The sequence below is a fragment of the Lacinutrix algicola genome, assembly GCF_001418085.1.
Taxonomy (GTDB): Bacteria; Bacteroidota; Bacteroidia; order Flavobacteriales; family Flavobacteriaceae; genus Lacinutrix; species Lacinutrix algicola.
Genome location: NZ_LIQH01000027.1, coordinates 36,146 through 59,036 on the forward strand (window position 1 = coordinate 36,146; position 22,891 = coordinate 59,036).

The 22,891-nt window shown below is 32.0% G+C and carries 18 protein-coding genes; 6 read left to right on the forward strand and 12 right to left on the reverse strand.

The annotated features are described in order from the left end of the window. Positions 1-26: 26 nt before the first annotated feature. The 6 genes from ASC41_RS03870 to ASC41_RS03895 all read right to left on the reverse strand — a co-directional run bounded on the left by ASC41_RS03870 (position 27) and on the right by ASC41_RS03895 (position 8,513). Positions 27-2,801, reverse strand: a complete 2,775-nt coding sequence (locus tag ASC41_RS03870; protein ID WP_055435324.1) for a bifunctional aconitate hydratase 2/2-methylisocitrate dehydratase — start codon at positions 2,799-2,801, stop codon at positions 27-29. A gap of 339 nt (positions 2,802-3,140) precedes the next feature. Continuing rightward, entirely contained in the window at positions 3,141-3,332 is a 192-nt protein-coding gene (locus ASC41_RS03875; protein ID WP_055435325.1) for a GldL-related protein, read from the reverse strand. Beyond that, a complete protein-coding gene (locus ASC41_RS03880; protein WP_055435326.1) occupies positions 3,333-4,286 on the reverse strand; it encodes an AAA family ATPase in 954 nt (317 codons plus the stop codon). A gap of 13 nt (positions 4,287-4,299) precedes the next feature. Next, the gene (locus tag ASC41_RS03885; protein ID WP_338034455.1) at positions 4,300-5,709 is read right to left on the reverse strand and encodes a peptidylprolyl isomerase; all 1,410 of its coding nucleotides are present in this window, start codon (positions 5,707-5,709) and stop codon (positions 4,300-4,302) included. A gap of 1 nt (position 5,710) precedes the next feature. After that, entirely contained in the window at positions 5,711-6,565 is an 855-nt protein-coding gene (locus tag ASC41_RS03890; protein WP_055435328.1) for a hypothetical protein, read from the reverse strand. A 1-nt stretch (position 6,566) separates the two neighbouring features. After that, a complete protein-coding gene (locus tag ASC41_RS03895) occupies positions 6,567-8,513 on the reverse strand; it encodes a peptidylprolyl isomerase (protein WP_055435329.1) in 1,947 nt (648 codons plus the stop codon). A 238-nt stretch (positions 8,514-8,751) separates the two neighbouring features. On the opposite strand from ASC41_RS03895, the gene ASC41_RS03900 reads away from it, so the two are divergent. The 3 genes from ASC41_RS03900 (at position 8,752) to ASC41_RS03910 (ending at position 10,213) form a co-directional block, all read left to right on the forward strand. Continuing rightward, a complete protein-coding gene (locus ASC41_RS03900; protein ID WP_055435494.1) occupies positions 8,752-9,207 on the forward strand; it encodes an SRPBCC family protein in 456 nt (151 codons plus the stop codon). After that, positions 9,200-9,436, forward strand: a complete 237-nt coding sequence (locus tag ASC41_RS03905; protein ID WP_055435330.1) for a hypothetical protein — start codon at positions 9,200-9,202, stop codon at positions 9,434-9,436. Before ASC41_RS03900 ends, ASC41_RS03905 begins: the two co-directional genes overlap by 8 nt. 201 nt (positions 9,437-9,637) lie before the next feature. Continuing rightward, a complete protein-coding gene (locus ASC41_RS03910) occupies positions 9,638-10,213 on the forward strand; it encodes a hypothetical protein (RefSeq protein ID WP_055435331.1) in 576 nt (191 codons plus the stop codon). Here the strand turns inward: ASC41_RS03910 and ASC41_RS03915 are convergent. Further along, complete coding sequence (locus tag ASC41_RS03915; RefSeq protein ID WP_055435332.1) at positions 10,210-11,733, reverse strand: GH3 family acyl-acid amido synthetase; 1,524 nt, start codon at positions 11,731-11,733, stop codon at positions 10,210-10,212. The two genes, ASC41_RS03910 and ASC41_RS03915, sit on opposite strands and share 4 nt — an antisense overlap. A gap of 322 nt (positions 11,734-12,055) precedes the next feature. Beyond that, on the reverse strand, positions 12,056-13,525 hold the full coding sequence (gene guaB, locus ASC41_RS03920; RefSeq protein ID WP_055435333.1) for an IMP dehydrogenase: 1,470 nt from the start codon (positions 13,523-13,525) through the stop codon (positions 12,056-12,058). A 221-nt stretch (positions 13,526-13,746) separates the two neighbouring features. Between guaB and ASC41_RS03925 the strand changes: the two genes are divergently transcribed. From ASC41_RS03925 to ASC41_RS03935, 3 genes are all read left to right on the forward strand, one after another. Continuing rightward, the gene (locus ASC41_RS03925) at positions 13,747-14,967 is read left to right on the forward strand and encodes an imelysin family protein (protein ID WP_055435334.1); all 1,221 of its coding nucleotides are present in this window, start codon (positions 13,747-13,749) and stop codon (positions 14,965-14,967) included. 72 nt (positions 14,968-15,039) lie between these two features. Next, on the forward strand, positions 15,040-16,443 hold the full coding sequence (locus ASC41_RS03930; protein ID WP_055435335.1) for a di-heme oxidoreductase family protein: 1,404 nt from the start codon (positions 15,040-15,042) through the stop codon (positions 16,441-16,443). 2 nt (positions 16,444-16,445) lie between these two features. Beyond that, a complete protein-coding gene (locus ASC41_RS03935; protein WP_055435336.1) occupies positions 16,446-17,522 on the forward strand; it encodes an imelysin family protein in 1,077 nt (358 codons plus the stop codon). A gap of 56 nt (positions 17,523-17,578) precedes the next feature. On the opposite strand, the gene ASC41_RS03940 is transcribed toward ASC41_RS03935, so the two are convergent. From ASC41_RS03940 to ASC41_RS03955, 4 genes are all read right to left on the reverse strand, one after another. Continuing rightward, complete coding sequence (locus ASC41_RS03940; RefSeq protein ID WP_055435337.1) at positions 17,579-17,827, reverse strand: hypothetical protein; 249 nt, start codon at positions 17,825-17,827, stop codon at positions 17,579-17,581. A 118-nt stretch (positions 17,828-17,945) separates the two neighbouring features. Further along, on the reverse strand, positions 17,946-20,372 hold the full coding sequence (locus tag ASC41_RS03945) for a TonB-dependent receptor family protein (protein ID WP_083477133.1): 2,427 nt from the start codon (positions 20,370-20,372) through the stop codon (positions 17,946-17,948). Beyond that, a complete protein-coding gene (locus ASC41_RS03950; protein WP_055435338.1) occupies positions 20,353-21,717 on the reverse strand; it encodes an HTTM domain-containing protein in 1,365 nt (454 codons plus the stop codon). Before ASC41_RS03950 ends, ASC41_RS03945 begins: the two co-directional genes overlap by 20 nt. A 60-nt stretch (positions 21,718-21,777) precedes the next feature. After that, complete coding sequence (locus ASC41_RS03955) at positions 21,778-22,875, reverse strand: imelysin family protein (RefSeq protein WP_055435339.1); 1,098 nt, start codon at positions 22,873-22,875, stop codon at positions 21,778-21,780. Positions 22,876-22,891 lie beyond the last annotated feature (16 nt).

Sequence of the window (22,891 nt, forward strand, 5' to 3'; positions counted from 1 at the left end):
TTTAATACTATTTAATCCGTTTGTTATTATCTTACTAACTGTTTTGTAGAAGGCTTAAACTTTGTTAAAACAATACCATCAACAGCAGCTTCGTATTCTTCCATAGTTGGTGTTCTACCCAAAATTGTAGATAAAACTACTACTGGAGTAGATGATAATAATGACTCCCCTTTTTTCTCGCCAGAATCTTTCACAACTCTACCTTGGAATAAACGTGTTGAAGTCGCCATAACAGTATCTCCTGGTGCAGCTTTTTCTTGGTTACCCATACATAAGTTACAACCTGGACGCTCTAAGTACAACATGTTTTCGTATCCTGTACGTGCTTCTCCTTTAGGCGCATTGTCATCGAACTCGAAACCAGAGTATCTTACTAAAACTTCCCAATCGCCTTCTGCTTTTAATTCATCTACAATATTATAAGTAGGAGGTGCAACTATTAAAGGTGCTTTAAACTCTACTTTTCCATATTGAGCTTCTACGTTTTTCAACATTTGAGCTAATATTTTCATATCTCCTTTGTGAACCATACAAGATCCTACGAAACCTAAATCTACTTTTTTAGTTCCTCCGTAGTAAGATAATGGTCTAATATTATCGTGTGTGTAACGTTTAGAAACATCTTCGTTATTTACATCAGGATCAGCAATCATTGGTTCAACAATTTGATCTAAATCAATAATAACTTCTGCATGGTATTTTGCATTAGCATCGGGTCTTAAAGAAGGTTTCATACCCGTTTTAAGCTCTATAATTCTAGTTTCTGCTTTATCAACTAAACCTTTAAGTACTTGTTTAGCATTATCCATTCCTTTTTCAATCATGATTTGGATACGACCTTTTGCAATCTCTAAAGATTCAATCAAGGTATCATCTTCAGAAATACAAATAGATGCTTTAGCTTTCATCTCTGCCGTCCAATCTGTAAAAGTAAAGGCTTCATCGGCAGTAAGTGTTCCAATGTGTACTTCAATTACACGTCCTTGGAATACATTTTCACCACCAAATTGCTTTAACATTTGTTGTTGTGTTGCGTGAACAACATCACGGAAATCCATATAAGACTTCATTTGTCCTTTAAAGGTTACTTTAACCGATTCTGGAATTGGCATTGAAGCCTCACCTGTAGCAAGTGCTAAAGCAACTGTTCCTGAATCTGCTCCAAAGGCAACACCTTTAGACATACGTGTATGCGAATCTCCACCTATAATGATGTCCCAATCACCAACAGTAATATCGTTAAGTACTTTATGGATAACATCTGTCATTGGAAAATACTTCCCTTTAGGATCACGACCAGTAATTAAACCGAAATCGTTCATGAAACTCATTAATCTTGGAATGTTTGCTTTAGACTTATCATCCCAAACTGAAGCTGTATGACAACCTGATTGGTATGCTCCATCAACAATTGGAGAAATAACTGTAGCAGCCATCATCTCTAATTCTTGAGAAGTCATTAATCCTGTAGTATCTTGAGAACCTACAATGTTAACTTCTGCACGCACGTAAGAACCAGCATGTAATGTTGCTCCTGAAGTTCCTACTGCATTTTTATTAAATATTTTTTCAACAGCTGTTAAACCTTGACCTTCAATAGACACTTCTTTTGCGGTAGCATATACTTGAGGCGCTTCAATTCCTAAAGCTTTTGCTGCAAATGTTTGTAGTTTTTTACCAAAAACAACTGCGTAAGAACCACCTGCTTTCATAAACTCCATTTTTTGTGGTGTAAATGCTGCAGAAATATCTTTAAGTTCTTTATCTCCGTTATATAATTTTTTCTCTTTGGTATTAATGGTAAGAATTGTACCTGTAGCTACAGAATACGTTTCTTTTAATATTGGTTCACCATCTTCATCTCTTACTGTATTTCCTTCAGCATCTTTTTGCTGTACCCAGTTTTTAAGATCTAAACCAATACCACCTGTTACACCAACTGTAGTTAAGAAAATTGGAGCAATACCATTCGTACCAGCAATTACTGGTGCAAAATTAATAAATGGTACATATTTGCTAAAAGGAACACCTGTCCATAAGGCAACGTTGTTTACACCAGACATTCTTGAAGAACCAACTCCCATTGTTCCTTTTTCTGCAATTAGCATGACGCGTTTATCAGGATGTTGTTCTTTTAAAGCTAATAATTCATTTTGCATGTCTTTATTATGCTCAAACATACATTGACCATGTAATTCGCGATCTGATCTTGAATGCGCATCACCACCTGGAGATAATAAATCTGTTGATATATCACCAACACCTGCAATGTAAGTTACTACTTCAATTTTTTCGTCTATTTCTGGAAGCTTAGTAAAAAACTCAGCTTTAGCATAGCTTTCAATAATATCTTTTGCTATTTCACTACCGCTTTTAAAAGCCTCTTCTAAACGATCTGTATCTGCTTCGTAAAGAAAAACTTGAGTTTTTAAAATTTCAGCCGATTGTTTTGCTAAATCAGCATCGTTACCTAAAGCAATATCTAACAATACTTTTACAGAAGGTCCACCTTTCATGTGTGATAATTGTTCTAATGCAAAAGTTGGTGTAATTTCTTTTACTATAGATTCTCCTAAAATAATCTCTTTTAAAAACTTTGCTTTAACAGTAGCAGCACTTGTGGTACCCGGTAAAACGTTATAGATAAAAAAGTTAAGAGATTCTTCTCTATGTTCGTTATCTAAATCTTTAATTTGCTCAATGATTTGACTAAGTAATTCAGCACCATCAATTGGCTGCGGATGAAGCCCTTGCTCTTTTCGGTTTTCGATCTGCTTAAGGTAATCGTTATAAATGTTCATATAATAGAATTAGTTCTGTTTTTGTTCAGCTTAGAAAGCTGTGTTAGTACGCTTTATTGTTTTCCAAATTTCAAACATCTTTTTAAGATTAAAAAAACGTTATACGGTCTATTAAAATTGGAATTCAAAAGTACAAAATATTGAAGAATTTAAAAACTTGTAACGCAATCCGAAAACGTTTGCGAATAACTCAGTATTATTAATTTAATACTTCTGTTTATTATTAAAATGATAATTTGAATGTCAAAAAAACATCAAATTAATAAGAAAAGTCAATTACTCTATTTATAAGAAGGCAATTTGTAAAATAATATTTTACTATTAATGAATAGTTATTGACTATTTCTTTAAAAAATACTTGATTAAGACCACTATAAAAAAGACTAAACCAATGACTTCTGCAAGTGTTCCTAGTGTTAGAATTTGTGGAGCATAAGGCCAATGCTGAATTTTGAATAAAGCACCAATAATGGTAAGGATAATTCCTAATATGAAGATAACTAATGGAAGAATAAACTGCTTAGCTTTCATTTAAAACAGACTTTGAATAATCTGTTCCTCACTTACGCCTTCAGCTTCAGCTTTATAATTTTTAATAATTCTGTGACGCAAAATACTTGTAGCTACAGCTTGTACATTTTCAATATCTGGAGAAAATTTACCATTTATAGCAGCGTGTGTTTTTGCTGCTAAAATCAAGTTTTGAGAAGCTCTTGGTCCTGCTCCCCAATCTATATACTGCTTTACTAAATCTGCTGCAGTATCTTTATTAGGTCTTGTTTTAGCTACCATTTTTACAGCATATTCTATAACATTATCTGCTACAGGAATACGACGAATTAATTGTTGAAAATCTATAATTTCTTGTGCATTAAATAATGCATTTACAGATGCTTTAGAAGCATTTGTAGTTGCTTTTACTACTTGCACTTCTTCGTCGAACGTTGGGTAATCTAAATTAATAGCAAACATAAAACGGTCTAATTGTGCTTCTGGTAAAGGATAAGTTCCTTCTTGCTCAATTGGATTTTGTGTTGCTAATACAAAGTAAGGTAAATCTAATTTGTAATTATGTCCTGCAACCGTTACAGATCTCTCTTGCATAGCTTCTAATAAAGCGGCTTGCGTTTTTGGAGGTGTACGGTTTATTTCATCGGCTAAAATAATATTAGCAAAAATAGGACCTTTTATAAATTTAAAATTTCGGCTTTCATCTAGAATTTCACTACCAAGAATATCACTTGGCATTAAATCTGGCGTAAATTGAATACGCTTAAAATCTAATCCTAAAGTTTGTGCAATGGTATTAACCATTAACGTTTTTGCTAATCCTGGTACACCTATTAATAAAGCGTGACCTCCAGAAAAAATGGAAATTAATATTTGATTTACAACATCATCTTGACCTACAATTACTTTTGCAATCTCTTGTCTTAATGCGTTATATTTTATTACTAATTGGTTGATAGCTGCTACGTCCGACATTCTTTATTATATATTATTTTTTAAGCCAATTATTAGTAAAATCGCAATCTCTATAAGATCCAGTTATTTTAATATAAGTGTCTTGAATTTTTTCTTCTTGCCATTTTGCTATTGCATCCAAACGTTTTTCGTTAAGCGCTAATTCTTTAATTTTAAGGTAATCTCTAGCATAGTTTGCTTCGTGCTCGTCTATTCTATCTGTTACTGTAAGAATTTTGAATTGTACGTTTCCAATTTCATCTCTATCTACAAGAACATCTGATATTGTATTATTATCTAAATCTTGAATTTTTACATAGATTTCTGTATCTATTTTAGTTAATTCAAAATTATAATCTTGAGTTGCTGGGTTAATTAATTGCCCACCTTGAAACTTAGTTTCTACTTCATCACTAACTTCCCTTGCAGCATCAGCAAAAGAGATATTACCTTCTTCAATATTTTTCTTAGTTTCTTCAATTTTTTCTTTTGCAGCTTTAACAGAACTTTCTGCTACTTCAGGAATCATTAATATGTGTCTTACATCGTATTCTTGTCCTCTAATTTTTTCAAGTAATATAATGTGGTAACCATATTGTGTTTTAAACGGCTCTGAAATTTCACCTTCTTGTAAAGAAAAGGCAACTTCTCTAAATTCTTTCACCATTCTAGGTCTAGATCTATTCATTGGAGGTAATGCACCACCATCTTTTTTAGAACCTGGATCGTCTGAATTAAATAAGGCTTTAGATCTAAAATTCCCTCCTTCTTCAACTTCTCTTTTAATAGTTTTAAGCTTAACAATTACGTTATCTATTTCTGCTTGTGTTGGTTCTGGCTTAATAACTATTTGCGCTACCTTAAGCTCTGTACCGAATGTAGGACGTTGCTCTTTAGGTATTTTATTAAAGAACTGACGTACCTCTTCTGGAGTTACTTCGATTTCGTCGATAATTTTACGTTGCATTTCTGAACCTAATTTTTGCGACTTATTAATCTCGAACATTTCGTCTCTTAAACTCTGCTCGTCAGATTTTTTGTAGAAATCTAAAACCTTTTGCATGTCTCCACCAACTTGTTGTTTTATTTGCTCTAGTTGTTGCCCAACATATGAACGAATTTCGGCATCATTAATAACAATACTATCTTGTATTGCATGGTGCGCGTATAATTTATCTTCTAAAAGTTTTCCAAATAATTGACATCTAGAAATTACAGACGGATCTCCACCTTGTGCTTTTAATTGTAAAAACGTTTTATCGATATCAGACTCTAAAATAATATAGTCTCCAACTACAGCAGATACACCATCTACTTTAATATCTGTTGTTGGCTTAATACTATCTACAACCTCTTCTTTCTTAATTGTTTCGTCAATAATTTCTTGAGCTAATATTCCATTAGCGACAAAAAGTGTTAAGCAAACTGCTATTATGTGTTTCAAATTAATTGTAAATTTCAAATTGTTTATTTTTAATTGCATCTTTTGTAATATCCTTTTCTAGCTGTCTAACTAGTTCTAATTTTCGTTTATTAACTACTATCTGCTTAATTGTTGGGAGCACGTACTCTAAAGGTGCTTCGGCATTTCTAAGTAAAACATCGTTAATTTGCATCAAATATAGTCCTAATGAGTCTTTGCTTTGTATAAAATTAGTTTTTTTTAACAGTTCATTTTTATTATCTGCAGTAACTGTTGGTATTTTAGTGATTACTTGACCTAATCTTATCCATACAGAATCGTTTAACGAATAAGATTTAAATTGAATTGCTATAGAATCTAGTTCGCGTTTATCTTTCGAATTAAAACGTTTGAACTTTTGCTTAACCTCGCTAAAATCGAGTCTGTTTTCGTCTATATTAATGTATCTAAATTTTATAAGATCTTCATTAAGTTTGAAAGCTTGTTTATTTGCTTCGTAATATTTTGTTGCTTCAGCTTTAAGAACTAAAGTATCTAAGTTCTTATAAACTAAGGCTTCTAAATATGCTTTACTATATAAATCGCTTCTGTATTGGTTTATTAAATCGTTAAATTCTTCCTGAGTATTTTCGTCTAAATTTAAAGTTGCACCTTGAACCAATAATTGTTCTGTTGCCCAATTATTAATGAAATTATTTACTATAACTGTACTGTCTTGCTTTGTGTAATTTTCGGGAAGTAAATCTTCAACATCTTGCTTATATAAATAAGTCTCGTTTACTCGAGCAATTGCATCTTGAGTTTCGGCTTGCTTAAAATATTCGCACGAAGCGAAGGCTAAACCAATAATTACGTACAATACAATTCGTTTAAACATATTATTTTTTTAAATTCTGTTTTACATTATCTAAAACGTCTTCATTAACTTTTACCGTATATAATGAAGCTAGTTTTTTAAGCCAATTTTCTTCTTTAAATTCTTGGTATTCACTAGTAACACGACCTTTAGCTTCTTTAAATGTTTTTAAACTTTTTGGTAAAACACTATTAACATTGGCAACTATATAACCATCGTTATGTTTATATACTTTAGATACTCCTTTACTAAAACTAAATTGCTTTGGTAATGCTTGATGTTCTTTATCCATTTCTCCTGAAGAGAAACTAACATTTACTTGATCTTTAGTGTTTACTAAGTTTTTAATAGCCTTAGTATCTGCACCTTGTTTCATTAACTTAGCAATCTTTTTTATAATACTTTTTTTAGCAGAAGACGCTACTACTGCATCCACACGTTCTGGATAGTAATAATTGTCTTTGTGTGTATTATAATAGTCTTCTAATGCAATAGTATCATTTTTAGCAACGTCCCAAATTTCGGTTTGCATTAAATCGAACAACAACAAACCGTCTCTATATTCTGCAACAATTTGAGCGTAATCACTATTCTCTGTAATTAGATTTTCTTCTTGATATTTTTGCAATTCGTTTTCTAAGAAACTTTCATAAACCTTATCTAAAACAACTGCGATAGTGGTTGAGTTATTATAATTACGTTGATTCTTAACTAAAAACTGACCAAAATCTTTATAAGTTATTATTTTCTCTTGAATCTTAACAAACGCTTTCTCAGATTCTAAATCCTCTGGCAAACTCCATTTTTTATTAAGATAGTCTTTATTTAATATTCCTTTAAAATAGTTTAAAGCGTTAGCATTTTCTGTAACAGTATACTTTGCTTTTAATGCTTTAATTCTAGAATCGTTAATAACTTTAGAACGCGAATCTCTTTTTATTTTAGACTCTAATTCCGGTTTCATTTCTACTAAAGATGCAATTCCTTTTTTTCCCTTTAGTTTAATAATGTGCCATCCAAATTGCGTTTTAAAAGGCTTAGAAACATCGTCTATGTTTTTAAGTTTGAATGCTACTTCCTCGAATTCTTCTGCACTAATTTCTCCGCTAGAAAATGGTTTTAACATTCCGCCTTTGCTTGAAGTACTTTTATCTTCAGACAGTTGTTTTGCTAAAGCATCGAACGCTTCGCCTTGCTGAATACGTTTATATATTTCGTTAATTTTAGTTTCGCTCTCTTTATTGTCATCAGCTTCTGTTTTTATCATTATGTGTGCTACAGAAACTTCTCCTCTAGCCTCACGTTTATTAAAAACAGTAACAACATGATACCCGAAACGTGTTCTAAATGGTTGTGACACTTCACCTACCTTTGTATTGTAAGCTGCATTCTCGAAAGCATATACCATTTTAAAGGCTGTAAAATAACCTAAATCTTCTGCGAAGATTGTTTTTCCATTATGCACAGACTTTTGCACATTTTTATAACCTTCTTTTATAACACGTTCACGTAATTTTACAATTTCGTTATACGCTGCTAATGTATCTTGTGGTTTGGCATTTTCGTCTATTCTAACTAAAACGTGACTTGCGTTAACTTCTGTTTGCAACCTATTATGCGCCTCCTCCACTAAAGCATCTGTAACTTTATTATCGGTTACATAATTTTTAGCTAATTGCGTTTTGTAGCTTTCGAATTCTCTTAAATAACTTGTTTTTTCATCTAATTCTAATCGCTTTGCTTCTTGCAATTTTAGCTTATAATTAATAAAAAGCTTTAAATATCCATCAATATCCTTTTGAGATTCGTCCTTAACTAAATCTAAATTTTTATTATAAACTCTCATAAATTCTGAAGCATAAACTGGCGCTTCGTCAATAGTAAAAAGCACTGCTTTATCTTGAGCTTGAGCTAAGGAGATTGATCCAAAAATAAAAGCAAAAAAGAATGTTAAATATTTAAATCTCATAATTATATATAGATATTATAAAGTCTTGCAAAAATAACAATATTAGCCTATAATGCAAGTACAATAACAAACGATAGATAAAGAATGTTTATTGTAGATAAACAGGCTTACTTGGCAAGTAAATTACATTAAATGTTTGCTAATACATTCCTTTTAACGAATAAAAAAATCATTTAGCGTTGCTTTAATGACTGCTGCTAGTAATTTGCATAGTTTTGCAACTTCAATTTATATTAAAATGAAGTACACTTCGCAAATTATTGTAAATATTCCTATTGAGGAGTTTATCGAAAAATTCGATAACCACAATAATATGAAACATTGGCAACGCGGTCTAGACAGTTTTGAGCATATTTCTGGAGATCCTGGAGAAATTGGAGCGAAAATGAAACTAAATTACACTTTTGGGAGACGCAAAATAACACTTTTCGAAACTGTTACCAAGAACATTTTACCTCAAGAATACCACATGCATTACGACACAAAAGGAATGCACACCATACAACACAATTATTTTAAACAAACAATAGATGGCCATACTAAATGGATTTGCAAAAGCGAACTTATACCTACAACTTTTAATATGCGCTTAATGATTTTATTAGCTCCTAAGTCTATAAAAAAACAATCTATGATTTACCTTAACGATTTTAAAAACTTTGCCGAAAAAGGCACATCTGTAGCACATGCGTAAACTAAAATTAATATGGGATTTTAAAGGACCTGATGGTTTAAAAATTGCCCAACATCACGAAATACATTTAAAAGAATATATAGCTATTGAAAAAATAAGCTTAAATATTACTGGTTTTGAAATTATTAACGATTTTCATTCTATTGCTTACATGGTAGTAAATGAAGACGAAATGAAACCTGTTAGAGATGCATTAAAACCACATCGTGGTCAAGTGTATACTGAGTAATATTTTATTTAATTATATTAGGAACACCTTATTTCTTCACATAAAAAACTCTTATTAATTCTTAATACACAAAGTAAACATTAGCGTTTTAAAGCATTATACTGTTAAAATATTTTAGTTTAAAGTTAAATATTTAGTAATTAAATTATTATCTGTTACCTTAATAAGAGCATGAAATTTAAATTAATTATACTACTGTTAATGACTAATACACTTTACTCACAATCTACTATACCCGAATCTATAAAAGACGAAATACACACGGCTTTATCTTTTTACCCAGAGTTAAAAGACACATCAATAAATTTTGAGTTTAAAAAGAATATTAAAAAATCTACAATGCAAGCGCAACCGTCTTTTGGAAGTTTTTTTAAACTAAAAGGAAAGCGTTCTTATAATATATATATAAGTGAAACTGTAAATATTTCTGGCGAAGTGTTTTACACTAAAAATATGCCTAAAGATGTTTTAATAGGTTGGATTGGACATGAACTAGGTCATGTTATGGATTATAGAAATAGGAGTAATTTAAATCTAATTTGGTTTGGGTTAAAGTATATTTTATCCGACAACCATATTGCTGAAGCAGAACGAACCGCAGATACTTATGCCGTTAAATCTGGTATGGAAAAGTATATATTAATTACCAAAGACTTTATTTTAAACCAAGCAAATATTGATAAAAAATACATTGCACGAATTAAAAGGTATTATCTGTCTCCAGAAGAAATTATGGAAATTATAAACCAAAGAGATGCTGAGCTATCTAAATCTTAATGCTCGGCTACAAAAGCTTCCCAATCTTTAAACTTATCCTCTCCCATAACGCGCTCCATTTTAACTTGTCCGCCTTTTTTCTTGTTAGCACCACTCCAATTTGCAAAAACCTCAGTATTAATAACCTCAACTTTTACACCTTCTAAAGCTTTACCTCTAGCCACCTTATAATTTTTATTGGCGTTTTTCAAAAATTCATCTAAAGCTTTTACAATAGTTGCATTATCTTCTTTTAGACCTTCAGCCCCTAAGTACCAACTATGGTAAAAGCCATCATTAAAACGTTTAGCACACAAAGTATATTCTGGAATTGTAGTATTAAAGGTTTCTTCTAAATGACTTATCGCATCATCTAATTTATTAACCGATAATTGAGACCCAACCGTATTTAAAAAGAACTTAGTACGCCCAGTAATTTTAATTTCGGCTCTTTCAACATCTGTAAATTCTATAGTATCACCGATTAGATATCTCCAAGTACCACTAACAGTACTTATAATTACTACGTAATCTTGATTTAATTGTACATCCTTTAAAGGAACACTTGGCGCTTCCTTTTTTAAAGAACCATCAGAGTTAATATACTCTGGCATAAATGGTACAAATTCAAAATAGATTCCGCCATCTGTAACCAATTGCATTGCATCTGTTTCTGGTCTTGCTTGAAAAGCTAAAAAACCTTCCGATGCTAAGTAAGTATCAATAACCGTTATAGGCTTCCCTAATAATGCATTAAAACTTTTTTGATAAGGACCAAAAGCAACTCCTCCCGAAGTAAACACTTGTAGATTTGGCCAAACATCGTGAATATTTTCTACGTTATGGTATGCTATAACTTCCTTTAGCATTAACTCCATCCACGATGGTATTCCGCTTAAAGCGCCAATATCCCATTCTTTTGCACGTTTTGCTATTGTGGCTACACGTTTATCCCAATCATCTATTTTAGCAATATCTTCTCCCGGCTTATAAAAGCCTTTAAACCATGACGGAATGTTACTAGCTGTAATACCGCTAATCTCGCCTTCAAGATGATCCTCTTTTTCAATTAAATCTGTAGAGCTACCTAACATCATTGCTTCTTTACTAAAGAAATCTGCAGGCAAGTTAAAGTTGCTTAATGCGGTAACTTGATCTATTCCTGCTTGTTTTATAGCGTCTAACATTGCATCTGTTACAGGAATTCGCTTACTAGTCTTTCCGGTTGTACCAGAACTTAATGCAAAGTAAGATGGACTTCCTGGCCAAGTTACATTCTCTTCTCCAGCGTGTAGTTTACTCCACCATTTAGCGTTGATTTCGTTATAGTCGAAATAAGGAATGTTTTTAGAAAACAAAACAGAAGGATTTTCTGCTTTCAAAATAGCATCAAAATTATAATGCTTACCAAACAACGTGTCTTTAGCCGTTTCTAACAAGTTATTTAATACTTTTTCTTGTGCTTCAATTGGATTAATTTCTGGTGTTAAAGCACCTTTTAAGTTAATAGCTCCTTTTATAATATTTCCTATAATTTCCATGCCATTTCGTTTTGATGTTTTTCTGAATTAATAATTAAAAGTTATTTCGTTTTAAAATAGCCAATAGCTCTAATTTAATTCTTGGTTTAAAATAAAAAAAAATCATAAGTATTTTGGACTCTTTAGAATAATATTAACACTCTTTACATATGGAAACTTAAGCTTGACTTTGTAAAAAAAATCTGTTAACTTCGAAAATAATATAACGTTGAATATAATTCATTAAAACGGAATCATATTCGAGTGACGTTATATTATTTTCGAAAACAAAAAAAGCACAACCAATGGTTGTGCTTTTTCAATATTATATAAACCTATAATTCTATCTAGAATAATTAGGAGATTCTTTAGTAATAGTAACATCATGTGGATGACTTTCATTAATTCCAGAAGCTGTAATTTTCACAAATCTTCCAGTTTCTTTTAGTGTTGCTACATCTTTAGCTCCACAATATCCCATTCCTGCTCTTAAGCCTCCAATAAATTGGTGAATACTTTCAAATAAGTCTCCTTTATATGGTACACGACCAACAATACCTTCTGGTACTAATTTTTTAATATCGTCTTCTACATCTTGGAAATAACGGTCTTTACTACCTTGTTTCATAGCTTCTACAGAGCCCATTCCACGGTAAGACTTAAATTTACGTCCTTCGTAAATAATTGTTTCTCCTGGAGACTCTTTAGTTCCTGCTAATAAAGAACCTAACATTACTGTATCTGCTCCTGCTGCAATTGCTTTAGGTATATCTCCTGTGTATCTAATACCTCCATCTGCAATTACAGGAACTCCAGAGCCTTTAATAGCTGCTGCAACTTCTAATACTGCCGAAAACTGTGGAAAACCAACACCTGCAACTACACGAGTTGTACAAATAGAACCTGGACCAATACCAACTTTTACGGCATCTGCTCCTGCTGCTACTAAATATTTAGCTGCTTCTCCTGTTGCTATATTACCAACAACTACATCTAAACCTGGAAACTTAGCTTTTACTTCTTTTAAAACGTTAACCACACCTTTTGTGTGACCGTGCGCTGTATCTATAATTATAGCATCTACTCCTGCATTTACTAATGCTTCTGCTCTATCTACTGCATCTCCTGTTACACCAATTGCTGCTGCAACACGTAATCTACCATAAGTATCTTTATTTGCGATTGGCTTCTGAGTTACTTTAGTTATGTCTCTAAACGTAATTAAACCAACAAGAATTTCATCTTTAACTATTAAAAGTTTTTCGATTTTATTTTTCTGAAGAATAGTCTCTGCACCTTTTAAACTTGTTCCTTCTGGAGCTGTAATTAAGTTTTCGCTCGTCATTACCTCAACAATAGGTCTATTGTTTTCGTGTTCGAAACGTAAATCTCTATTGGTAACAATTCCCTTTAACTTACCATTATCATCTACAATTGGAATACCACCAATACTATGCTCACGCATGGCATTTTTAGCATCTGAAACCACAGCTGTAAGTGGTAATGTAACAGGATCGATAATCATACCGCTTTCTGCACGTTTTACTTTACGCACTTTAGCCGCTTGCTCTTCGATAGTCATGTTTTTATGTAAAACACCTATCCCACCTTCGCGAGCCATAGCAATTGCCATTCTACTTTCTGTAACTGTATCCATCGCTGCAGATACAATAGGAACGTTAATGGTAATGTTACGTGTAAATTTTGTTTGAATATTGACTTCTCTTGGTAGAATTTCAGAAAAAGCTGGAACTAATAGTACGTCGTCGTAAGTTAAACCTTCACCTACTATCTTATTTTCGTGTGCTGTCATTGCAATTGGAATTAATTGCGCGTAAAGATATGTATAATTATATAATAAATACTGTTTTTCAATTTAGAATGTAAAATAATTACAAATAAAACGATTGACCTACAAACAACTAAAGGTTATTATATCAAATATTATTAAGATTTATTCTAAATAGCTTGGTTTGTATTACAAGTAAAAATATATTTGCATCATTATTTTTATTAAGTCTAAATAACAACAACATGAAAACCAATCTATTGAAATCAACTTTTATCATTGCTTTAACATTATCATTATTCTCTTGTAGTAGTGATGACGATAGCAATACAACAAATAACACAAACAACGTCAGCAAATCTGATGTTATAAACAATTATGGTGATATTGTTTATCAAACCTACCTGGACAGTTATAATAGCGCAGTAAGTATGCAATCCGCTATCAATACTTTTATAACTACTCCAAACCAAACTAATTTTGATTTAGCAAAAACCTCATGGTTAGCTGCTAGAGAATTTTACGGTTTAACCGAGACTTTTAGAGAAACTAATGGACCTATAGATACAGAATCTGATTCTTGGTCTTTAGGAACCGAAGGACAAATGAATGCTTGGCCAATAGACGAAAGTTATATTGATTATGTTGCTTCTGGAACAGAAGATTACGCTAACAATTACGATAGTATTATAAGTGATACTACTATTTCAATAGATCAAACAACTATTTCTGGTTTAAACGAAGGACAAAATGATAAATCTATAAGTACAGGATGGCACGCTATTGAGTTTTTACTTTGGGGACAAGACAATACAATGCCTTCTGAAGACTTACCTGGGTTAAGAGAATTTACAGATTACACCACTGCTACCAATGCAGATAGACGTGCACTATATTTACAAGTAGCAACTAACTTATTAGTAAGCGATTTAAATGCACTAACAACTACTTGGGCTACAGGTGGAACATATAGAACTGTTTTTAATGATTTAAATCAAGACATTGCTTTACAACAATTAATTAACGGTGCCTTTTTTATTGCTGGTGATGAGTTAAGTTCTGAGCGTATTATTGCTCCTGTAGATTCTACAGACGGTATTGGAGGATTAGGTCAAGAAGATGAACATTCTTGTTTTAGTGACAATACGCATCGTGATATTTATGCAAATGCAAAAGGTGTTTACAATGTTGTTTTTGGAGCATATAGTGCTATTGATGGAGCATCATTTTACGATTTAGTAAAACAAGCAAACCCTACACAAGCAGCTGCCTTAAAAGCTGCTGCCGATAATGCAATGGAAAAAGTAAACGCTATCGCTAACAATGCGCAACCGTTCGATTATTTAATAACCTTAGAAAGCTCAACAGATTCTAACTTTGGTGTTGTAATGCAAAGCGTTCAAGCACTTCAAGATTGGGCTGACGAGATCAGTGCATCAGCTACAACTATAGGAATTAGTCTATAAATAATTCTCTTTCTAAAGTTAAAAAAATCTCGAATTTAGTTTCGAGATTTTTCTATTTAAAACAATTGCAATATGAAATACCAATTAACCATTGTCTCTTTACTCGTTTTAACTTTCTTTAATTGTAATAATGATGATTATATAGCCGTACTAGAACCTACATCTAATTATGTAGAAGGAGAAGAATTCTTAACAGGACCATTAGGTGTTAACTCTACAAGCGCTAACGCTTTTGGTTTTGAGATTAATGGTTTATCGTTTCAACAACAAGCAACCTTTGCTTCTGGAAACTCTTTATTTAATCAAACTTGGGTATCTTCTCCTGCTTCTACAACTGGAAGAGATGGATTAGGCCCTACATTTAATGCGCGGGCTTGTGCTACTTGTCACTTTAAAGATGGTAGAGGATTTCCATTAATTAATGGTACAAATTCTAATGGCTTTTTAATGCGTATTAGTTTAGACGGACAAGATGCTAATGGAGATGCAAATCCTGTTCCTGGTTATGGTTTACAATTACAAGATCTTGCTAATAATGGCATTCCATACGAAACTAAAATAAATGTTAACTATCAAATTATAAATGGTACTTACGCAGATGGTAGTGAATATCAACTTCAAAAACCAATATATACTTTTCAAGAGGAACAATTTGGTTCTTTAGCAGGTGTTAACACATCTCCTAGAGTTGCACAACAAACTATTGGTTTAGGTTTAATTTCGGCTTTGCCAGACATTGAAATTATAAAATTTGAAGATATAAATGATAGTGATAACGATGGCATTTCAGGTCGTGCAAATTTTGTTTATAATTATGAAACAAATACAACAGCTTTAGGTAAGTATGGTTGGAAAGCCAATGCACCAAGTTTAAAACAACAAATAGCAGGAGCTTTTCATGGTGATATGGGATTAACCACTTCTATTTTTTCTGAACAAAACTGTCCTTCACCTCAACAAGATTGCTTTGATGCTCCAAATGGAGGGACTCCAGAAGTTACAGATAGCCAATTAGACAAAGTTCTTTTTTACCAAGCGCATTTAGCAGTACCTAATCGTCGTAATTATTTAGATGAAGATGTGCAGCAAGGTAGAGTGCTTTTTACCGAACTTAATTGCATTGGATGTCATGCCATAAACCAAACAACTGGTACAGATGCCGAAAGTGAGTTTCTAGAAAATATTACTATAAAACCATATTCAGATTTTTTATTACATGATATGGGAGACGACTTAGCTGATAATAGAAACGATTTTAATGCCAATGGAAATGAATGGAGAACACAACCACTTTGGGGAATTGGTTTAATTGAAACAGTTAACAACCATACTAATCTTTTACATGATGGTCGCGCAAGAAACATAGAAGAAGCAATTTTATGGCATGGTGGTGAAGCCGAAACAATTAAACAAAACTTTAAAAATCTATCTGCACAAAAACGTCAACAATTAATTGATTTTGTAAACTCTTTATAATTATGATAAAAAAATCTAAAGTATTACTACTACTATTATTAATTTTTAGCTGTAATAGTGATAACGATCAAGAACAAGAAGTTGCATTTAATGTTATGCAACTTTTAGATGATGTTACAAATCAACAAATATTACCTAGTATTGATACTTTTACAGCAGAAAGCATTACTCTAAACGCTACGGTACAAAATTACTTAACTACTTATACAGAAACAGACTTAAATTTAGCAAGAAACCAATGGAAAGCAACTGCTAAAGCCTATGGTAAAATATACGCCTTTAACATTGGTGATGTTAGAGACCAGTTTATGCACTTGGCATTATACAATTGGCCAACTCTACCTAGTGCTTTAGAAAACGTTATTACAAATAATGATGCTATTACAGAAGAGTTAGTAGCTAGTTTAAGTCCGCAAATAAAAACACTATCTGGTTTAGAGTATTTATTATTTGGAAGTGATGTAACAACATTAAATACTCAATTTATAAATTCGGTGAAAAGGCAAAACTATTTAAAATTTACTGCTTTAGAGTTCGAATTTCAAGCCAAAAGATTACAAGGTATTTGGAATACGCCTGGAAATTACGCCTCTACATTTATAGATAATAACGAGACTGGCATTAGAGATTCTTTTAACAGATTGTTTAATGGTTTAAACAACCTAATCGATACTGCCAAAATAACCAAAATAGGCAAACCTGCTGGCTTAGAAAATTCTCAGGCTACAAACCCAGATCAAACTCAGGCTTATTTTAGTAGTTTATCTTTAAGTATTTTAAAAGAAAACATAAATAGTGTTGAAGAAGTTTATTTTAATACAGAAGGAGTTGGTATCGATGATTACACTTATCATGTTATTAAAAACAACGATTTAAACTTAGCGATTCAAAACAAGATTAATGATGTGCAGAATGCTATTGATGCCATTCCTGTACCTTTATTCGATGCTATAACATCTCATCCTAATCAAGTAGAAACACTACATACAGAATTAGATGCATTAGGCATACTATTTAGTGTAGATGTTAGAAGTATACTATCCATAATTATTACTTCCACAGATAATGATGGAGACTAAAAAATAAAAAAAGACCACTTAAAAGTGTCTTTTTTTATTTAAACTATTATTAAAAATTAAGCTTGAGCATTTTGCGGCGCCCATTGAGAACATAACATTCCTGGTGCTGCTTTTTGTGGGTTTGCACAGTTTGATGATTCAAAACGTGCACAAGAACTACAATTAGGATCATTTTTTAAAGAAGCCTTCATTTCAAAACTATCACAAGTATAATTATCGCTTACTTTTACGGCATGTACTTTACAGACTTCGTTAGCAGTTAAACTTTGACAATTAACACAACTATTTCCTATTCTTATCGACATAATTTCTTGTTTTAAAGGTTAATACTTCTTAAATATAAGAAAATCACATCTCAAAAACACTTAAAACACACTGAAAGTCAATAGTTTGTATTTAGACTGTTTTAAAATAAGCACGCTTTTAAAACTTAATCTCTAACGTTGTATAAAAGTTTCTATTAGCCGAAGGTATAATTCCTGGTCCAGGATATCCTGTTGCACGTCTAGTAAAATATGCAGTATCTAAAAAGTTGTTTACACCTGCTTCTAGCTTAAACTTCTTGTATTTATAAGATAGTGATACATCAAGAATATTGTAAGCAGGAATCTCTCCAATAACACCACTTAAATTACCTTCGACAGCATTTGTTGCATCTGTAAATTGAGACGACAAGTATGTATATTGAATATTAGATAAGAAGTCTTTATAACCAAGTCTTATTCCTGTTTTAATATTGTAATTAGGTATAAACTCTACTTTATTACCTTCTACTCCATTCTCATCAGACTTAGTGTATTCTGAGTCTACAAAAGAGGCGTTAATAAAGTAATTAAAGATATAGTCTTTATTATTAAGTAATAAACTTTCTAAATTAAATTCTACTAAACTTTCTACACCATATAAAACAGCATCACCAACATTACCACGTTCGCTTTTTACACTCGTATCTGAACCTACACGTTGTACAAATCCAATTCTATCATTATAAAAAAGGCTAAAAGCACTAACATCATAAGATATTTTATTGTTTAACTTTCCTCTAATTCCGGCATCTACCGTTAAACCATTTTCATCATCAATATCTGGATTAATGGTAAACGCAGGATTAACAATACTAATATCGGAAAACGTAACAGAACGGTAGTTTTGCGACACGTTTCCGTATAACTCAAAATTAGTCCCTGGTTTGTAACTTAGTCCTAATCCTAATAAAACAAAAGAGCGTTCTCTAGTTAATGCATCCTCATTTTTTTCATTTAAAATAACATTACCAGCTGCATCTGTATTTATTTGTCTAAAAAAACCATCACTTTGCGTGTTTATATATTCAAATCTAAAACCTGGTGTAACCGATAATTTATCGTTTAAGTAGATAATATTCTCACCAAAAACAGCAACATTTAAATTAGGATACGTAAAGTCTGACTGATTACTATAGTTCGGAAACGTATCGTATTGAAAATCGAAATTAGCATCAGACCCATCACTTCCCGGACCTTGTTCCGATGTGTTTTCAGCCTTGTAAAACTTAGCACCAATCAATCCAATTGACTTTTTATTAAAAAGACTGTAATTGGTTAGTAATCGTGTTTCGAATCCATAATTATTAAACTCTCCTTTTATTAAATCTCTAACTCCATTAGCATCTGGTTGGTCTACACGGTTACTTCTAAAACCTAAAGCGTTTCTAGAGGCATTTAATCCGAAGGCATTAAAAGTAAAATTAGTATCCTCAGAGAACTGGTGAGATAATTTTAAATTATACAACAACCAATCTACTTGAAACCAGTTACGTGCTCTATTACTTTGGTAGGGATCTTCTTCAAATTGAGAATCATTTAATCCTCCGCCTTGTTTTGCTAAATATCTTAAATAAGAAACCTCACCTTCTATCTTAGTTTTATCATTAAACTGATAGCCTAAATGTGCAAATACATTTTTAGATTCGAAGTTAGAATTATCTCTAAATCCATCTCCTTTTTTATAATTAAAATAAGTGTAGTAACTAAACTTGCCTTTAGTACCACTCGCACTAGTAAAGTTAGTATACAAGCCATTACTACCAATAGTATTTCTAGTAATTACCTCTAATGGCTTTTTAGTATTTGGTGTTTTTGTTTTAAAGTTAACCAAACCTCCAAACTGTGTTCCGTATTGTAAAGAAGCAGCACCTCTAACAATTTGAATTTCTTGTAAAGCTTCTGCCGGTGGAGAATAATAACTCTCTGGGTATCCTAAAACATCGGCACTAATATCGTAACCATTTTGGCGTGTATTAAAATTAGCTGTTCTATTAGGATCTAAACCACGACCACCAATATTTAACTGCAAACCAGCATCGTCGTTTTGGTAAATATTTAAACCTGCTACTTGACTGTATAATTGTCTTGCATTGTTTGTACCCAAACTCGCCATAGACTGGTCTATTAAAACCACCTCTGTTTTTTTACCAGCATAAATAGCAGTCTCTTCTACATCTTTTAAGCGTTTTAAACTAAATGCTTGTGCTTTTCTAGAAGTTAATTCTACTTCAGATAGTGTTGTTTCTGCAAAAGGTAATAACGTTATTTTTACATTCTTATTCTTGCTAACATTAATGGTTTGCTCAAGCACATTGTATTCGTATGTAAAAAAAGTTAAAACAATACTTTCTTCTTCTGTTTCAACTTTAAAAAATCCATTAGCATCAGACTTTGCTAAAAGGCCTAAGTTTTTACTGTAAACCTCAACGTCTTTAAGTTTTTCTCCTTGCTCATTTACTATCACACCTGTAATTTGCTCTTGAGCAAGTGTTACAAAAGTGATAAGTAATGTTATAATTAGTAAGCTATAGTCCTTTAATTTCATCTGTAAATGGTAAAATCCAGTGTTTATGTTTAAACGATTCTTTTTCTTGGTACAAATCTACGCTTTCATCAATAAATAATTGACTTAATCTGCCGTTTAAAGCCACATAACTTTTAGCATATACTTCTACGCCTTTGTGACCTTGTTTGGTAAAATGATTGCCTAAATAATGTGCATATTCTAAAATAAAATCCGGTTGAAAACTCATTTGTTTTTCCTGTAAAGGTGTTAAAAAATCTGAGTTATTAACTAGAAACGAGTTTCCTTCTCCATCTTTAATTTTAAAAGTAGTGTTACCCATTTTCTCCATTAGCATTACACGCCAAGACAAACGATAACCTTCTTCTGTCCAAAACAGTTCGCCAGGATATAATAGGTATCTAAACGGAAACACCAATTGCACCACAAAAAACAATCCAAGCATTGGTAGCAATAACTTGCTATACCTTACTTTATAAACGGTTTTATAGTCTATTTTTTTCGCTTTCGCGGAAGTAAATGCTAGTAACGACTTGATTTTGCTTATTATTTTATGATGAAATGAAGCATCGAAAAAGATTAATGCACTTACAATCATTACAAACGGAAACATCCCGATTGGAAACAATATTCGTGTAAACACATGAAAAAAGACAACCATTGCAAAGGCTGCAACTCTAGTACGCTTGTATAATAAGAAAAACGGAATCAATAAATCGTACAACATACCTGTCCAACTCATAGCATAATAAAACCATTCTTGTTGCATTAACGTATCGCCAATAAGAGGTAAATCGTATTTAGAAGGCAACCATATTTTTAAAGGCTGTGCTTTTAGTAGCCAATCACTATTTATCTTAGCTAGTCCTGCGTAAAAATAAACGATGCCTAAAAGTAGTTTTATACCATCGATAGTCCATTTCGGTATAGTTTTATAACTAATCTTTGCAGTATAATTGTCTAGTGAGAAAATGGCATTCGCTGGTAAAAAAATCATTAAAAAGCTAAGTATGCTTATAAAGTAATAATGATTTAAATACGTGGTTTTATCCATGAGCTCTATATATGTAAAGCTGATAAAAAAGGTAATAATTGCTAATCGATACTTATAACCTATGGCTACAAAGAAAGCAGACAAGCCACAGATTAAAAATAGCAAATAAGTATAATCGCCTAAGGTTTTAACCCATTCGAATCCGTAATATTTAAAATGAAATTGTGGCTGAATGTAAATAGTTTCAATCCATCCTTTTAACCAATAACGAATCATGCCATAACACATCATTAATCCAAAACCAATCCTGAACACAGCCAAAGGCGCTGCATCTGTAGTTTTATTTAAATATGTTTTTAGGCTAAAATCCATAATGCAAAAAAAAGGTTGATTTATAAAATCAACCTTTAATAAAATTAGTGTTTCTTAAAATTAATCTCCATCAGCATCTACGTAATCTACGCTTACATTAAATGCTTGTAGCATATCTACCTTAAAAGATACTACTACTAGTTGTAATGCATCGTAAGCTTCAGTCATTTTTGTATTATCTGTTTCAACCTGCGTTTTTAAATCCGCATTTAAAACTTGTATTTTTTGTCTAGCGTCATTAATTCTTGTATTGATTAATGTTGCTAAATCTGCTCTATCTAATTCAATTAAATAGTTATAAAAACCTTCTCCTGTTGGAGAGGTGCTTGTAGCTTTTCCATTAAAGATATTTTGTACATTATCCAATGCTATAATAGATAAATCTCTGGAGATTGTTCCGTTATAAACAGCTTCAGCTTTATCTGCTAAAGGATTTGTAGAAAACACACCTGCAGGAATACCAAATTTATTAGCACGCAGACCTTTTTCGTAATAAAAAATGTAATCGTTTATAAACTTATTTACTGCACTAGATACAGTATTACTTGTACTGTTAATAAAAACAGCTCTGTAATTCGTTGTCCAATCTGTTAACACAGTTTGTGTTAAACTATTCATTTGTGCAATTAAATCTGTTAAGTAAGCTGCGTAATTTGAAGTTGCATACTTATTTAAGATTTCAGTATCTGTAGCAGCGATACCGTGTAACATATAATCTACAGCAGGAAAACCTACAGCGTCATTATTACCTACTGCTGTTAAATCGTAAGTACCATTAGCAATATTTGCTTCAATGTCTGCAGTAGTTGTAGGATACACATTCATTTGAAAACTGTATTGTAGCACTTCGGCTTGACCGATATTAAAAGGCTCTACTAATTGCCAATCTTTATATGTATTAATAAAAGCAGCTCTTAAATTATCTAAATTAGCTTGGTTTGGTGTTGCTGTAAAAGTATTACCTACAGTAGCTAAAGTTTCTAATCCAGTTTTTAAATCTTGAAATCTTGGAATAATTATATTATCTACCAAGTTAGTTTGCATAGCAGCTCTATTGTAATTATCAGGAGTACTGCCACTACCATTGTCAGAATCATCAGACCCTGAACAAGCCGCAACTATTAGCATTAAAGTAAAAATGTAAGCTAACTTTTTCATAAATATTTTTTTCTTT

Bases quoted from the DNA above. Each gene is read 5' to 3' on its own strand.
- ASC41_RS03870 (WP_055435324.1), bottom strand. From the start codon at position 2,801: ATGAACATTTATAACGATTACCTTAAGCAGATCGAAAACCGAAAAGAG.
- ASC41_RS03875 (WP_055435325.1), bottom strand. From the start codon at position 3,332: ATGAAAGCTAAGCAGTTTATTCTTCCATTAGTTATCTTCATATTAGGA.
- ASC41_RS03880 (WP_055435326.1), bottom strand. From the start codon at position 4,286: ATGTCGGACGTAGCAGCTATCAACCAATTAGTAATAAAATATAACGCA.
- ASC41_RS03890 (WP_055435328.1), bottom strand. From the start codon at position 6,565: ATGTTTAAACGAATTGTATTGTACGTAATTATTGGTTTAGCCTTCGCT.
- ASC41_RS03895 (WP_055435329.1), bottom strand. From the start codon at position 8,513: ATGAGATTTAAATATTTAACATTCTTTTTTGCTTTTATTTTTGGATCA.
- ASC41_RS03900 (WP_055435494.1), top strand. From the start codon at position 8,752: ATGAAGTACACTTCGCAAATTATTGTAAATATTCCTATTGAGGAGTTT.
- ASC41_RS03905 (WP_055435330.1), top strand. From the start codon at position 9,200: ATGCGTAAACTAAAATTAATATGGGATTTTAAAGGACCTGATGGTTTA.
- ASC41_RS03910 (WP_055435331.1), top strand. From the start codon at position 9,638: ATGACTAATACACTTTACTCACAATCTACTATACCCGAATCTATAAAA.
- ASC41_RS03915 (WP_055435332.1), bottom strand. From the start codon at position 11,733: ATGGAAATTATAGGAAATATTATAAAAGGAGCTATTAACTTAAAAGGT.
- guaB (WP_055435333.1), bottom strand. From the start codon at position 13,525: ATGACAGCACACGAAAATAAGATAGTAGGTGAAGGTTTAACTTACGAC.
- ASC41_RS03925 (WP_055435334.1), top strand. From the start codon at position 13,747: ATGAAAACCAATCTATTGAAATCAACTTTTATCATTGCTTTAACATTA.
- ASC41_RS03930 (WP_055435335.1), top strand. From the start codon at position 15,040: ATGAAATACCAATTAACCATTGTCTCTTTACTCGTTTTAACTTTCTTT.
- ASC41_RS03935 (WP_055435336.1), top strand. From the start codon at position 16,446: ATGATAAAAAAATCTAAAGTATTACTACTACTATTATTAATTTTTAGC.
- ASC41_RS03940 (WP_055435337.1), bottom strand. From the start codon at position 17,827: ATGTCGATAAGAATAGGAAATAGTTGTGTTAATTGTCAAAGTTTAACT.
- ASC41_RS03945 (WP_083477133.1), bottom strand. From the start codon at position 20,372: ATGAAATTAAAGGACTATAGCTTACTAATTATAACATTACTTATCACT.
- ASC41_RS03950 (WP_055435338.1), bottom strand. From the start codon at position 21,717: ATGGATTTTAGCCTAAAAACATATTTAAATAAAACTACAGATGCAGCG.
- ASC41_RS03955 (WP_055435339.1), bottom strand. From the start codon at position 22,875: ATGAAAAAGTTAGCTTACATTTTTACTTTAATGCTAATAGTTGCGGCT.